This is a genomic window from Klebsiella michiganensis (assembly GCA_000963575.1).
Classification (GTDB): domain Bacteria; phylum Pseudomonadota; class Gammaproteobacteria; order Enterobacterales; family Enterobacteriaceae; genus Cedecea; species Cedecea michiganensis_A.
This window is the reverse complement of record CP011077.1, coordinates 3,183,003-3,197,878: the sequence shown is the minus strand read 5'-3', so window position 1 is coordinate 3,197,878 and position 14,876 is coordinate 3,183,003. Positions and strand designations below refer to the sequence as shown.

At 52.7% G+C, this 14,876-nt stretch carries 13 protein-coding genes; 12 read left to right on the top strand and 1 reads right to left on the bottom strand.

The annotated features are described in order from the left end of the window. The first annotated feature begins 349 nt into the window (after window positions 1–349). The 3 genes from VW41_14795 to VW41_14785 all read left to right on the top strand — a co-directional run bounded on the left by VW41_14795 (window position 350) and on the right by VW41_14785 (window position 3,597). A complete protein-coding gene (locus tag VW41_14795; protein ID AJZ90192.1) occupies window positions 350–991 on the top strand; it encodes a uridine kinase in 642 nt (213 codons plus the stop codon). A gap of 124 nt (window positions 992–1,115) precedes the next feature. Then, on the top strand, window positions 1,116–1,697 hold the full coding sequence (locus tag VW41_14790) for a deoxycytidine triphosphate deaminase (GenBank protein ID AJZ90191.1): 582 nt from the start codon (window positions 1,116–1,118) through the stop codon (window positions 1,695–1,697). 46 nt (window positions 1,698–1,743) lie between these two features. Continuing rightward, on the top strand, window positions 1,744–3,597 hold the full coding sequence (locus VW41_14785) for an assembly protein (GenBank protein ID AJZ90190.1): 1,854 nt from the start codon (window positions 1,744–1,746) through the stop codon (window positions 3,595–3,597). Between the two features lie 31 nt (window positions 3,598–3,628). Here the strand turns inward: VW41_14785 and VW41_14780 are convergent, their stop codons facing one another. Further along, window positions 3,629–5,212, bottom strand: coding sequence for a membrane protein (locus VW41_14780; GenBank protein AJZ90189.1), 1,584 nt, complete (start codon window positions 5,210–5,212; stop codon window positions 3,629–3,631). A 728-nt stretch (window positions 5,213–5,940) separates the two neighbouring features. Between VW41_14780 and VW41_14775 the strand changes: the two genes are divergently transcribed. From VW41_14775 to VW41_14735, 9 genes are read left to right on the top strand one after another with little or no spacing between them, the layout of a single operon-like run. After that, window positions 5,941–7,080: a polysaccharide export protein Wza gene (locus tag VW41_14775; protein ID AJZ90188.1), complete on the top strand. Its 1,140-nt coding sequence runs from the start codon at window positions 5,941–5,943 to the stop codon at window positions 7,078–7,080. A 6-nt stretch (window positions 7,081–7,086) separates the two neighbouring features. Further along, window positions 7,087–7,530 carry a protein tyrosine phosphatase gene (locus VW41_14770; protein ID AJZ90187.1) on the top strand — a complete coding sequence of 148 codons (444 nt, stop codon included), beginning with the start codon at window positions 7,087–7,089 and terminating at the stop codon, window positions 7,528–7,530. 2 nt (window positions 7,531–7,532) lie between these two features. Then, window positions 7,533–9,701 carry a tyrosine protein kinase gene (locus tag VW41_14765; GenBank protein AJZ90186.1) on the top strand — a complete coding sequence of 723 codons (2,169 nt, stop codon included), beginning with the start codon at window positions 7,533–7,535 and terminating at the stop codon, window positions 9,699–9,701. Window positions 9,702–9,711: 10 nt separating this feature from the next. Beyond that, complete coding sequence (locus tag VW41_14760; GenBank protein AJZ91992.1) at window positions 9,712–10,560, top strand: glycosyl transferase; 849 nt, start codon at window positions 9,712–9,714, stop codon at window positions 10,558–10,560. Between the two features lie 2 nt (window positions 10,561–10,562). Continuing rightward, window positions 10,563–11,048 carry an acyl transferase gene (locus VW41_14755; protein ID AJZ90185.1) on the top strand — a complete coding sequence of 162 codons (486 nt, stop codon included), beginning with the start codon at window positions 10,563–10,565 and terminating at the stop codon, window positions 11,046–11,048. Further along, the gene (locus VW41_14750) at window positions 11,045–12,262 is read left to right on the top strand and encodes a glycosyl transferase (GenBank protein ID AJZ90184.1); all 1,218 of its coding nucleotides are present in this window, start codon (window positions 11,045–11,047) and stop codon (window positions 12,260–12,262) included. The genes VW41_14755 and VW41_14750 overlap by 4 nt, the downstream gene beginning before the upstream one ends. Beyond that, window positions 12,237–13,469 carry a colanic acid biosynthesis protein gene (wcaD, locus tag VW41_14745; GenBank protein ID AJZ90183.1) on the top strand — a complete coding sequence of 411 codons (1,233 nt, stop codon included), beginning with the start codon at window positions 12,237–12,239 and terminating at the stop codon, window positions 13,467–13,469. Before VW41_14750 ends, wcaD begins: the two co-directional genes overlap by 26 nt. Then, entirely contained in the window at window positions 13,469–14,221 is a 753-nt protein-coding gene (locus VW41_14740; protein AJZ90182.1) for a colanic acid biosynthesis glycosyl transferase, read from the top strand. Before wcaD ends, VW41_14740 begins: the two co-directional genes overlap by 1 nt. A 17-nt stretch (window positions 14,222–14,238) precedes the next feature. Continuing rightward, entirely contained in the window at window positions 14,239–14,778 is a 540-nt protein-coding gene (locus VW41_14735) for an acyl transferase (protein AJZ90181.1), read from the top strand. Window positions 14,779–14,876 lie beyond the last annotated feature (98 nt).

Sequence of the window (14,876 nt, the reverse complement as noted above, 5' to 3'; positions counted from 1 at the left end):
AATCCGCTTGGACACTGCCGCCAGGAGCCATGCCCGGATGCATATAAATAAAGAATCGGTTTATGCTAGTACAAACAATTTACAATTCCTATGCTCGCTTGTCAGAATTTACCTACAGAGCGTCAGAAATTGCGTAGCCAAATCACGTAATTAAATAATTCCACCTTAACCTGTTGCCTGACGCTGGCGCGCCGTCATGCGGCCGTCACTTTGTCGCCCTCTTGCCGCGTAATTTCGCGATTGCAGGGGGTAAGAGACTGGTATCAAACGGCGGTTGTCCCTATAATTGCCGCGTTTGACGCCTTCGCGTCGTCCTTCCAACACTTTTCGTATTCAGGCCGTAAATAATATGACCGATCAGTCTCATCAATGCGTCATCATCGGGATAGCCGGCGCATCGGCTTCAGGGAAAAGCCTCATTGCCAGCACGTTGTATCGTGAACTGCGCGAGCAAGTCGGCGATGAACACATTGGTGTCATTCCAGAAGACAGTTATTACAAAGATCAAAGCCATCTGTCGATGGAAGAACGTGTTAAAACCAACTACGATCACCCCAGCGCCATGGACCACAACCTGCTTTTCCAGCATCTGCAGACGCTGAAGTCTGGTAAAGCTATCGAACTGCCGGTTTACAGCTATGTGGAGCATACCCGCACTGACCAGACGGTGCATCTGGTCCCCAAAAAGGTGATCATCCTGGAAGGCATCCTGTTGCTGACCGATGCCCGCCTGCGCCAGGAAATGAATTTCTCCATTTTTGTCGACACGCCGCTGGATATTTGTCTGATGCGCCGTATGAAGCGTGACGTTAACGAGCGCGGTCGTTCAATGGATTCCGTGATGGCGCAGTATCAAAAAACGGTACGCCCAATGTTCCTGCAATTTATTGAGCCTTCCAAACAATACGCCGATATTATCGTGCCGCGCGGGGGCAAGAACCGCATCGCAATCGATATTCTGAAAGCCAAAATCAGTCAGTTCTTTGAATAAAGACCTTTGCGAGCGCGCGTAAGCCGCTCGCTTTTACTTTGCATCCCTCATCCATTGCCAATTGGCTATCGTCGGCACTCTGTGGCAGTGTGTGTAAAACTGAGATTGATAAGGAGAATCTGCGATGCGCCTTTGCGATCGTGATATCGAAGCCTGGCTGGATGATGGCCGTTTAGCGATTACCCCCCGTCCTCCGGTTGAACGCATTAACGGTGCAACCGTGGATGTTCGCCTCGGCAATAAATTCCGCACTTTTAGCGGTCATACCGCACCTTTTATCGATCTCAGCGGCCCTAAAGATGAAGTCACCGAAGCGTTAGAACGCGTGATGAGTGATGAGATTGTGCTGGATGAGGGCGATGCTTTCTTTTTACATCCGGGAGAGCTGGCGCTGGCGGTGACGCTGGAGTCCGTTACGCTGCCCGATGACCTGGTGGGCTGGCTGGATGGGCGTTCCTCGTTAGCGCGCCTGGGCTTGATGGTACACGTCACTGCGCACCGTATCGATCCGGGCTGGCATGGCTGTATCGTGCTTGAGTTCTACAATTCAGGGAAACTGCCGCTGGCGCTGCGTCCGGGCATGATGATTGGCGCGTTGAGCTTTGAACCCCTCTCCGGGCCTGCCGCGCGCCCTTACAACCGCCGTCAGGACGCAAAGTACCGCGATCAGCAGGGCGCGGTAGCAAGCCGTATCGATAAAGACTGAATCGCCGTGAGTTGTTCGCTCTCTGGCGAATGATATGGAGAATGTGATGAGACGACTTTTAACCACGTTGATGATTCTGCTGGTTGTGCTGGTAGCCGGCCTGACCTCACTTGTGTTGTTGGTTAATCCTAACGACTTCCGTGGTTATATGGTTCGTCAGGTGGAGGCCCGCAGCGGTTATCATCTTGAGCTGGAAGGGCCGCTGCGCTGGCATGTCTGGCCGCAGCTAAGTATTTTGTCTGGCCGGATGTCGCTGACGGCGCCAGGCGCCAGTCAGCCGATGGTCAGTGCGGAAAATATGCGCCTGGATGTGGCGCTGATCCCACTGCTATCTCACCAGCTTCAGGTTCGCCAGGTGATGCTGAAAAGCGCGGTGTTCCAACTGACGCCGCAGGCTGAAGCGAAGCTCTCGGCTAACGCTCCGGTAGGTCCAAAAGGCACCGTTAGTGAACCAGATACCGGACGTGGCTGGTCCTTTGATGTCGCGAAGCTTAAGGTGGTCGACAGCGTGCTGGTCTTCCAGCATATCAATGACGAACAGATCACCGTCCGCAATATTAACCTGCATATGACGCAGGATGATAAGCGCCAGGCGCATATTGAACTCAGCAGCCAAATCAACCGCGACCAGCGGGATTTAGCGCTTTCGGTCACCGCAGATGTCGATCTCAATGACTATCCACAGCAGATAAGCGCCACGTTAAGCCAAATGGACTACCAGCTGCAGGGTGCCGATCTTCCTGCCGGCGGAATCAGCGGTTCGGGTTCGCTGCAGCTTGGCTGGAAAAACGCGGGCAGTCAGCTTTCGCTTACAAATATGCAGCTTACGGCTAACGACAGTGATTTGCAGGGCAATGTCAGCCTGGTGTTACTGGATAAGCCACGCTGGACGGTAGATTTGCATTCTCGGCTGCTTAATCTCGACAAGCTGGTGGCCAATGCACCGGTCGCGGATACCGTGATTAACCAACAGGCTCAGCAGGCTCAGCAGCAGTCCCGTCCTGGCCCAGTGATTGCCGAAGAACAGGGTGAGACGAACTACCACAGCCTGCGTAATTTTAATGCCGAAGTGAACATCAATGCCGGTGAAGTTCGCTGGCGTGGCCTGGCGTTCAGCGATGTACAGACCGCGCTGGTGAACCAGGATGGCAAGCTCAGTATTAACCAGCTCAACGGCAAGCTGGGGCAGGGCACGCTCTCGCTGCCTGGCGTCCTGGACGCCAGCGGTCAGACGCCTGAACTTGCCTTCCAGCCCCAGGTGAAAAATATTGAGATAGGCAAAATTCTGACCGCCTTTGATTACCCGATTGCGCTGACCGGGCAGTTCTCTATGACTGGCGATTTTAGCGGTGAGCATCTGGATGCGGAAGATTTCCGCACCAACTGGCAGGGGGATGCCCAGCTTGAGTTGGCCCATTCCCGCCTTGAGGGGATGAACTTCCAGCAGCTTATTCAGCAGGCTGTCAGCCGGAATAACGAGGGCGTGGATGCGCAGCAAAATGTGCAGAACGTCACCGAGCTTGACCACTTCTCTGCGTCGGCGTCGCTGGATAACGGGCTTTTGACGATGACGAAGATGGTCGGCGAGTCCAGCGTACTGTCCCTGACCGGCGAAGGCACGATGGATTTGGTGAAAGAAGTCTGCGATACCAACTTTGCAATTAAAGTCAGCGGCGGCTGGCAGGGCAGCAACAGCAAGCTGATTGAAGCGCTAAAAACAACGGCCGTTCCGCTCCGCGTTTATGGCCCGTGGCAGCAGTTGAATTACACGCTTCAGGTTGACCAGGTGCTGCGCAAGCAGCTGCAGGATGAAGCTAAGCGTCGGCTCAATGACTGGCTGGATAAGCATAAAGAGAGCGACAAGTCGAAAGACGTTCAGCAGTTACTGAATAAGCTCTAACGACTAAAAAAACCGGCGAAAGCCGGTTTTTTTATACCTCATAATCAAGGAAATTATCCTCCCGCTCACGCGGGATGATTTGCACTTTGTTCACCCTGTGGTTCACCACCTGCAGCGTTTTAAGCAAATATCCCCCGACTTCAACGCTTTCTCCTTCGGCCGGGATGTGCTGCAAATGCTCCATCAGCAGCCCGGCGATGGTGTGGTATTCCCGCTTCTCATCCAGGGGAAGGGGGACGTACTGTACCAGGTCGTCCAGAGGCATGTGGCCGTTAGCCGTCCAGCTGCCATCCTGATTTTTCTGGATATCGTGGCGGGCATCTATCTCTTCCACTTCGTTCGGAAGATTGCCGGCGATGGTTTCCATCACGTCGCTCAGGGTAACAATGCCTTCCACTGAGCCAAATTCATCCACGACAAACGCAAAATGAGTTCGCGCGTTGCGGAACTGTTCTAGCGCCTGCAGTAGCGGCAGGGTTTCAGGGAAAACCAGCGGCTGGCGAATCAACTGCGCAATATTCAGCGCTTCACCGTGCAGCGACTGCTGCAATAAATCGATAACGTGTACGATGCCGAGAATATCGTCTTCATTGTCCGTGACCACGATGCGGGTGTGCTGGTTTTTATCCAGCAGTTCGCGAACCTGCGCTTCCGGGGCGGTAATGTCCAGATGTTCGACGTCGTGGCGGGAGGTCATGATACTGCTGACGCTGCGCTGATTGAGGTGCAGCACGCGCTCGATCATTCGCGTTTCCTGCGGGTTAAAAACATCGCTGTTTATACCACTGTCGGCAATGAGCGATGCGGTTTGGGCATCCAGTTCCGCGTCTTCTTTCTTGCCATTCAACAGTCGTAACACGGCCTCGGCAGTGCGCTCACGCAGCGACTGGTTCGCAGAAAGAAAGCGTCGGCGGTTAAAAATAGCCAACTGATTGAGCGATTCAATCATCACCGAGAAGCCGATGGCGGCGTAGAGATAGCCTTTCGGGATTTGATAGCCAAAACCGTCGGCCACCAGGCTAAAACCAATCATTAGCAGGAAACTCAGGCACAAAATGACGATGGTTGGGTGGCTGTTCACAAACAGCGTTAAAGACTTACTGGCCAGCACCATCAGCCCGATAGCGATAATAACCGCGGCCATCATTACCGCAAGGTGGTCGACCATGCCGACGGCGGTCACAACCGAATCGAGGGAAAACACAGCGTCAAGAATAACGATTTGCGCCACGACGGGCCAGAATTTGGCGCCCCGTTTTTGCGTGTGGTGCTCGCTGTCTTTGCCCTCCAGCCGTTCATTTAGCTCCATCGTGGCCTTAAACAGCAAGAACATGCCGCCAAGCAGCATAATCAGATCCCGGGCGCTAAAGCTAAGATCGTGGAACGTAAAAAGCGGTCGGGTAAGCGTCACCAGCCATGAAATAGAGGCCAACAGCAGCAAACGCATAACCATCGCCAACAGCAAGCCCGTGACGCGGGCACGGTCACGCAGTTTGGGGGGCAACTTTTCGGCGAGGATGGCAATAAAAACAAGGTTATCAATGCCCAAAACCAATTCGAGAACGACCAGGGTAACTAACCCGGCCCAGATTGAGGGGTCGGCAATCCATTCCATACGAGGTTTACAGCCTTTCACTTACGGGCAAATGCCACACGGAAATGATGGATAATTGTCGGACAAAAAGCAATGTTTGCCTGAGATTAATCCGTAATGACTTATAGGATTACCATCATTAAATGAATATCCGGCAAGTCATTATGGGCAATATTTAAAGAAGTATTCTGGTTGTATATTTTATATTGCCATGAACCTCTATGAGATAGTTCCGCATATTATCGGAGTAATTATCCGATTATTATCGTTGTCAATATAAAGAAAATCCTAAAACGTTATTATTGCGTAGTTCATATTATTCTTAAAAGTCCGGTTGCGGCCTTTTGTCTCCTTGCCTGCTGGGTTTTAAGCTGCAACAATCTTTATCGATGATGAGAAATGAATGTGTTTTTTATACATTGGTTAATAGTTCGCCCCAGCATTTTCATAAAACCTGATTCTCTGATTTCAATATCTTATTGGATATTTGAGTGCCGCGGATTATTAGGGTTATTTACCGTTTTCAGTAGGTTGGTGACTGTGAGCCAGGGGCGGTAGCGTGCCCGGATGCGGCCAGATAACAGCAAGCTATGGAGCCATCAGGATGTCGGGAAATAAGCTTATTTTAGGAATAATGCCAGTTCTCTCACTCTCTGAATATGTTCCATTCTGTACTTCATGCTCACGACTAATTGCTTGCCTGTTTTATTCGCTCAGGATAATTACTCTGCCATAGTGATAAATATTCAATGATAAAATACAAACTTAAGTTGGTGCCATTATTGGTGTCAGTCACCCTGATGAGCGGCTGTACGATATTTCCCGGTAGCAATATGTCTGCTTCAGGAAAAGACGTCATCAAACAACAGGATGCTGATTTCGACCTTGACCGAATGGTCAATGTTTATCCTTTAACACCGCGACTGGTGGAACAACTGCGGCCTCGTCAGGTGGTTGCCCAGCCGAATGCCAGTCTGGATAAAGATATCGCCAATTATCAGTACCGCGTCGGGCCGGGGGATGTATTAAATGTCACGGTTTGGGATCACCCTGAGCTGACCACGCCAGCGGGTCAGTATCGTAGCTCAAGCGACACCGGTAACTGGGTACAGCCCGATGGCACAATGTTCTACCCGTATGTCGGCAAAATCAGCGTGACCGGCAAAACGCTTGCAGAAATTCGCAGCGATATTACCAGCCGCCTTGCGCAGTACATTGCCCAGCCGCAGGTGGACGTTAATATTGCTGCTTTCCGCTCGCAAAAAGCCTATATCTCCGGGCAGGTCAATAAATCCGGCCAGCAGCCCATCACTAACGTACCGCTGACCATCCTTGACGCAATCAATGCCGCAGGCGGTTTAACCGAAGTGGCCGACTGGCGTAACGTCGTCCTGACCCATAACGGCCAGGAAAAACGTATTTCTCTGCAGGCGCTGATGCAAAACGGCGACCTCAGCCAAAACCATTTGCTGTACCCCGGCGACATTCTGTTTGTGCCGCGTAATGACGATCTGAAAGTGTTCGTGATGGGGGAAGTGAAGAAGCAAACCACCCTCAAAATGGACTTCAGCGGCATGACGCTCACCGAAGCGCTTGGCCAGGCCGAAGGTATCGATCTCACTTCTTCAAACGCCAGCGGCATCTTCGTTATCCGTCCGCTCAAAGGTCAGACGCAACAAAATGGCAAGATCGCCAATATTTATCAGCTTGATATGTCCGACGCGACCTCGCTGGTAATGGGCACTGAATTCCAGCTGCAGCCTTATGACGTGGTGTATGTGACAACCGCTCCGGTTTCTCGCTGGAATCGCCTGATCAACCAGCTTCTGCCAACCATCAGCGGCGTTCGTTACATGACCGATACCGCCAAAGATATCCACACCTGGTAACGCGCTATGTTCAACAAAATACTTGTGGTTTGCGTGGGGAACATCTGCCGTTCCCCCACGGCTGAACGGTTGCTCAAACGCTACCACCCGGAACTTAGCGTCAGCTCTGCTGGGCTGGGGGCGCTTGTTGGGAAGGGCGCTGATGCCGGTGCCATCGACGTTGCCGGACGGCATAACCTTTCCCTCGAAGGGCATTTAGCCCGGCAGGTTTCTGGCCGCCTTTGCCGGGAGCACGATCTGATTCTGGCGATGGAAAAACGCCACATCACCACGCTGTGTGAAATGGCACCCGAGATGCGCGGTAAAGTGATGCTGTTTGGCCATTGGGATGCCGGCAGAGAAATCCCCGATCCTTATCGAAAAAGCCGCGACGCCTTTGAAGCGGTCTACAGCATGCTCGACCTTTCTGCCCAAAAGTGGGCTAACGCACTCAACGCTCATCAGGGATAACAATGACAGAGAAAGTACGCCGTTCGAGCGCCCCGACCGAGGGCAATGACGAAATTGATATTGGCCGTTTGTTTGGCACCGTGCTGGAGGCTCGCTGGTGGGTTATCGGCATCACAGGGCTGTTTGCCTTGCTGGCCGCAGTGTATGCGCTGTTTGCCACGCCGGTGTACAAGGCAGACGCGCTGGTGCAAATCGAACAAAATGCCGGCAACACGCTGGTGAACGATATCAGCTCCGCGCTCAGCAATAAGCCGCCGGCTTCTGCCGCAGAAATTCAGCTGATCCAGTCCCGCATGGTGCTGGGGAAAACCGTTGATGACCTGAATCTGGATATCTCGGTGACCAAGAACACCTTCTGGCTGTTCGGCGCCGGCTGGGACAGACTGCAAGGGCACCAGAACGATACGGTGAATGTCACCACCTTCACACTTCCTGCGGCGATGAATAAAGACACCTTTACCGTCGAAGTGTTGAACAACAAGCAGTATCAACTGACCAGCGATAATGGCTTTAGCGCCAAAGGTGAAGTAGACAAACTGCTGAGTAAATCGGGTGTCACGCTGCAGGTTGACGGCATCCAGGCGCAACCTGGCGACAGCTTCACGGTCGTGAAGTATTCCACGCTGGGGATGATCAATCAGCTGCTGGGTAACCTGACGGTGACCGAGAACGGCAAAGATACCGGTGTGCTTAGCCTGTCTTATACCGGGGAAGATAAAGATCAGATCCGCGCCATTCTCGACAGTATCACCCGTAACTATCTGGCTCAGAACGTACAGCGTAAATCTGAAGAGGCCGCTAAAAGCCTGAAATTCCTGGCCGAGCAGTTGCCTGAGGTGCGCCGCAACCTGGATACCGCAGAGAACAAGCTGAACGCCTATCGTCAGCGCCAGGATTCGGTGGATCTTTCTCTGGAGGCGAAATCGCTGCTGGATTCCGTGGTCAACATTGATGCCCAGCTCAACCAGTTGACCTTCAAAGAGGCTGAAATTTCCAAGCTCTACACTAAAGCGCACCCGTCTTACCGCACGTTGCTGGAACAGCGCAAAACGCTTGAAGATCAGAAAGCCCGCCTGACCAACAGCATCGCCGCGATGCCTAAAACCCAGCAGGAAATCGTACGCCTGACCCGCGATGTGGAATCCGGGCAGCAGGTTTACATGCAACTGTTGAACAAGCAGCAGGAGCTGAAAATTACCGAAGCCAGTACGGTGGGTGACGTGCGCATCGTTGACCCGGCTATTACGCAGCCGGGGATGGTTAAACCGCAGCGCCTGCTGGTGATACTGGGCAGCATTATTCTGGGCCTGATTGTGTCGGTGATCGGCGTACTGCTGCGCTCACTGTTTAACGGCGGGATTGAAAGTCCGACCGTGCTGGAAGAGGCGGGGCTTAGCGTCTATGCGAGCATCCCGCTCTCTGAATGGCAGAAAACCCGCGACCAGGCCAACCTGCGCAACGCCAAAGGGACAAAGCGCTTCAAACAGAGCCAATTGCTGGCGGTGGGTAACCCGACCGACCTGGCGATTGAGGCCATTCGCAGTCTGCGAACCAGCCTGCATTTCGCCATGATGCAGGCCTCTAACAATGTGTTGATGCTGACCGGCGTTAGCCCGTCCATCGGTAAAACCTTTGTGTGTGCCAACCTCGCGGCGGTGATTAGCCAGACCAACAAGCGCGTACTGCTGATGGACTGCGACATGCGCAAAGGCTATACCCACGAACTGCTGGGTACCACCAACGTTAACGGGCTGTCCGACGTGCTTTCAGGCCAGGGGGATATTACCCGCTGTGCGCAGAAAACGTCCGTACCAAACTTTGATCTCATCCCTCGCGGGCAGGTCCCGGCTAACCCGTCAGAGCTACTGATGAACGAACGCTTCTCTCAACTTGTGAAGTGGGCCAGCGAAAATTATGACCTGGTGCTGATTGATACTCCGCCAATTCTGGCCGTCACGGACGCGGCGATTGTGGGTCGCCATGCGGGAACCACGCTGATGGTGGCCCGCTACGCGGTGAACACGCTGAAAGAAGTGGAAACCAGCCTGAGCCGCTTTGAGCAAAACGGCATTGCCGTGCGCGGTGTGATCCTCAACTCGATTTTCCGCAGAGCCACGGGCTACCAGGACTACGGGTATTACGAATACGAATATAAGTCGGATGCTAAATAAGGTGATGGCCATGAACAGCAGCGCAACTCGCCCGCTTATCTCTATTTATATGCCGACGTGGAATCGTCAACAGCTGGCTATTCGCGCCATCAACTCGGTGCTGCGCCAGGATTATGACCACTGGGAAATGATTATCGTCGATGACTGCTCCGCCAACTTCCAGCAGTTGCAGCAGTTTGTGGCGGATCTCGGCGACCCCCGGGTGCGTTACATTCACAACGACGTGAACAGCGGCGCCTGCGCGGTGCGTAACCAGGCCATTGGGCTGGCGAAGGGGCGGTTTATCACCGGCATTGATGATGATGACGAATGGACGCCAAACCGACTGTCGGTGTTTCTGTCCCACCAGCATCAGTTGGTTACTCACGCGTTCTTATATGCAAACGACTATCTGTGTGAAGGGCAGGTCTACTCGCAGCCGGCCAGTTTGCCGCTGTACCCCAAGTCGCCGTACTCCCTGAAGCTGTTCTACAAGCGCAATATCATCGGCAATCAGGTGTTTACCTACGCCGAGCGCTTTAAGAAAAGCCTGTTTGATACCGAGCTGAAAGCGGCGCAGGACTACGACATCTTCCTGCGCATGGTGGTGGCGTTCGGGCAGCCGTGGAAGGTGGAAGAGGCGACCCAAATTCTGCACGTTAATCACGGCGAAATGCAGATAACCAAATCCCCGAAGAAATTTGCCGGTTATTTCCACTTCTACCGCAAACACAAAGACAAGTTCGACCGGGCCAGCAAGAAATATCAGCTGTATACGCTCTACCAGATCCGCAATAAGCGCATGTCGTTGCGCACGCTGTTAGCCCTGCTGACGGTGCGCAATGGCAAACGCCTTGCCGATAGCCTGCGGGGGAGGTAAGCGTGCTGGAAGATATTCGTGCCAATAGCTGGAGCCTGCGCCCGTGCTGCATGGTGCTGGCCTATCGGCTGGCCCATTTCTGCTCGGTGTGGCGCAAGAAAAGCGTCATCAACAACCTTTGGGCCGCGCCGGTGCTGTTGGCCTACCGATTTATTACCGAATGCCTGTTTGGCTATGAAATTCAGGCCGGGGCCACCATCGGCCGCCGGTTCACGATTCATCATGGCTATGGGGTGGTTATCAATAAGTTTGTCATCGCCGGGGATGATTTCACCATCCGCCACGGCGTCACCATTGGTAACCGGGGTAACAGTCTCGCCTGCCCGGTGATTGGCAACGGCGTCGAGCTGGGAGCCAACGTGATAATCGTGGGTGATATCACTCTCGGCAATAACGTGTCGGTAGGCGCGGGCAGCGTGGTGCTGGACAGCGTGCCGGACAACGCGCTGGTGGTGGGTGAAAAAGCGCGGGTGAAGGTGATCAAATGAATATCATGCAATTCAATGTGCGCCTGGCAGAGGGCGGTGCGGCGGGTGTTGCGCTCGATCTTCACCAGCGTGCACGTCTGGCCGGGCTGTCTTCACGTTTTATCTACGGCTATGGCAAAGGCGGCAAGAAAAGCGCCAGCCACGACATTTATCCTGACGTTGAAAAACACACGCCTCGGCTGGTGTCTGTCGCCAATATCGCGCTGTTTCGTTTCCTGAATCGCGACCCGTTCGGCAACCTGAACAAGCTCTACCGCCGGGTCACCCGCAGCCCGCAGCCGGTTGTGCTGCATTTCCATGTGGTGCACAGCTACTGGTTGAACCTGGATGAAATGGTGTCGTTTTGCCAGCGGGTGAAGGCGCACAAGCCGGATGTCACTTTTGTCTGGACGCTGCATGACCACTGGAGCATCACCGGGCGCTGCGCCTTTCTGGACGGCTGTGAAGGCTGGAAAACAGGCTGCGTAAAATGCCCGACGCTGAACAACTATCCGCCGGTCAAAGTGGATAAAGCGCATCAGCAGGTGGAGGGCAAACGCCAGCTGTTTCGCGAGATGCTGGCGCTGGGCTGCAAGTTTATTTCCCCCAGCCAGCACGTCGCAGACGCTTTTAATCAGCTGTATGGCGCCGGACGCTGCAGCATCATCAACAATGGTATTGACGTCGCAACCGAGGCGATTCTGGCGGAGCTGCCGGAAAGCGGCGTCGCGACGGCCAAACCCCGCGTGGCTATTGTCGCCCACGACCTGCGTTATGACGGCAAAACTAACCAGAAGCTGGTGCAGGCGATGATGGCGCTGGGCGATAAAATCGAGCTGCATACCTTCGGCAAGTTTTCGCCGTTCGAAGGCGCTAACGTGGTGAACCACGGTTATATGACCGATAAACGCGCGCTGATGAGTGAGCTGAATACGATGGACAGCCTGGTGTTCAGTTCCCGGGTGGATAACTATCCGCTGATTCTGTGTGAAGCCCTGTCTATCGGTGTTCCTGTGCTGGCAACAAGCAGCGAAGCGGCAGACGAAGTTCTGCGCAAGGTTGGCGGAAAGACGTTCACGCCTGAGCAGGTTCTGGCGCTGGTGCAGCTCAAAAAAACCGAGCTGGCGGAACAGGTCTTCGCCACCGATTTAGCGACTTTCCGCGCGGCCAGCCGTCAGGCCTACAGTGGCAAACAGATGCTGGAGGAATATGTCTCGTTCTATCAGGGTCTGTAGCTATCTGCTGCTGCCGTTCATCTACCTGGTGGTGAATATCAAGCTTGCCTCGCTGGGAGAGAGTTTTCCGATAACGATCGTGACCTTCCTGCCGGCAATACTGTTCTTGTATATCGAGCGCATCAACCTTAAAAAGCTGATGATTGCGCTTGGCGTGGGGGCGGGGCTGACGGCATTTAACTACATTTTTGGTCAGTCGCTCGATCCTGCCAAATACGTCACCTCGATGATGCTGTTTGTCTATATTGTGCTGATACTGGGGATGACATGGAGCTGTCGCTTCAAAACGATTTCACAGCGCAATCACCGGAAGATATTGCGGTTTTTCTACTGTGTGGTGGGCATCATTGTGGCGCTGGCGGCGGCGGAAATGGCTCAGATTATTCTGACCGGCGGCAGTAGCCTGATTGAGAAAATTTCGAAGTTTCTTATCTACAGTAACAGCTACGTGCTCAACTTTATTAGCTTTGGCGGGCGGCGCACCACGGCGCTCTATTTTGAACCTGCTTTCTTCGCCCTGGCATTAATCTCAATTTGGCTCAGCATCAAACAGTTTGGTATCAAAACGCCGAAAACTGATGTTATGATTCTTTTAGGGATAATCCTTTCAGGATCTTTCTCTGGGGTAATGACGTTTATTTTGTTCTATCTGCTGGAGTGGGCGTTTCAATACCTTAATAAAAGCGCCATTAAAAAGAAGTTGCCGTTGGCGATTATTTCACTGGCTGTTTTTTTAATCGGTTTGGTATTTGCCTTCCCTTATATCGCTACCCGTGTTGGTGATTTGGGAACCGAAGGTTCTTCATCGTATTATCGTATAATCGGTCCGTTAGCCATGGTTGGGTATTCACTGGCGAACGTTGATGGTGTAGTTCGTTTTGGTTCTCTCTATGAATATGTTGCATCATTCGGAATATTTAACGGTGCGGATGTAGGTAAAACCGTGGACAATGGACTGTATCTGCTGATTATTTATTTCTCATGGTTTGCGGTGTTAATGACCGCTGGCTATATGTGGCGAGTCATGAAAATGATGCGTAATGCATTTGGCAATAATGAGAATTATCGTGTTCAGCTTTGGTTGTTTATGCCTGTATCTTTGTTCTTTACGGGTTCCATTTTTAGCCCGGAATATGCATTTTTAATTGTTTGCCCATTTATTTTGCGTAAAGCAATTAATCATTCGCTGCCAGGAGGTGCGCAATAATGTTCCTAAGTATTATTACAGTCGCATGGCGTAACTATGACGGGGTAGTGAAAACCTGGCAATCACTGGCGCATCTGGCACAGGCAAAAGATATTGCGTTCGAATGGATTGTTGTGGATGGCAACTCTCCGGACGGCACGGCTGAGTTTCTTGCCGGCCTGCAAGGTCAGTACAACCTGCGCTTTGTCAGCGAAAAAGACAACGGCATTTACGACGCGATGAACAAAGGCATAGCCATGGCACAGGGGCGCTATGCGCTCTTTCTGAACTCCGGTGATGCCTTTCACCCCGATATTGCCAGCGTGATCTATCAATTGGCGGCAGTGGGCGAGCGTGATGACGCGATGGTAATTGGCGACGCGCTGCTGGACTTTGGCGACGGCAATAAGATTCGTCGCAGCGCCAAGCGTGGCTGGTATATCTATCACAGCCTACCGGCGAGCCATCAGGCGATCTTTTTCCCACTTTCCGGTCTGCGAAAATATCCCTACGACCTGCAATATAAAGTCTCATCCGATTATGCGCTGGCGGCAAAAATGTATAAAAGCGGCTATGCCTTTAAGCGTATTAAAGGACTGGTGTCGGAATTCTCAATGGGTGGGGTGTCCACCTCCAACAATATTGAATTATGCCGCGACGCGAGAAAAGTACAGCGCAAAATATTACGCGTGCCGGGTTTTATCGCTGAGATATCGTTTCGACTGCGGCTAAAAACAACCGGTAAGGCAAAAGCGCTTTATAACAAAGCCTAAAGCACACGGGAAATATTATGCAGGAATTAAGCGGCTTCAGTGTACCGAGGGGATTTCGCGGCGCGAGCGGCATTAAAGTGCAATTGTGGTGGTTGGTTCAGGCCACATTATTTGCCTGGTCGCCGCAGGTTTTATATTCGTGGCGTGCTTTTTTGTTGCGTCTTTTTGGGGCGAAAGTGGGTAAGAAGGTTGTTATTCGCCCCTCGGTGAAAATTACCTATCCGTGGAAGTTAACGCTTGGTGATTATGCCTGGGTGGGCGATGACGCAGTACTGTATACCCTCGGCGAAATTAGCATCGGCGCTAATTCCGTGGTGTCGCAAAAGTGTTATTTGTGCACCGGCAGTCACGATTATATGAGCAAGCATTTCGATATTACACAGTCCCCGATTTCGATCGGCGAAAAATGCTGGCTGGCTACGGATGTCTTTGTTTCCCCTGGCGTCACCATCGGTGATGGCTGCGTCGTTGGGGCTCGGAGCAGTGTTTATAAATCATTACCGGCGAATGCCGTTTGCCGGGGAAACCCGGCCGTAAAAATACGCGACCGCGCGTAATTCTTTTCACCTTCACTCTGTGTATTAACGGTTCTCTCTCCCTCTGGGTGAGGGGGATGGAGTGAGGGGTAAGGGCCAATAAAAATGTTCACAGAGGA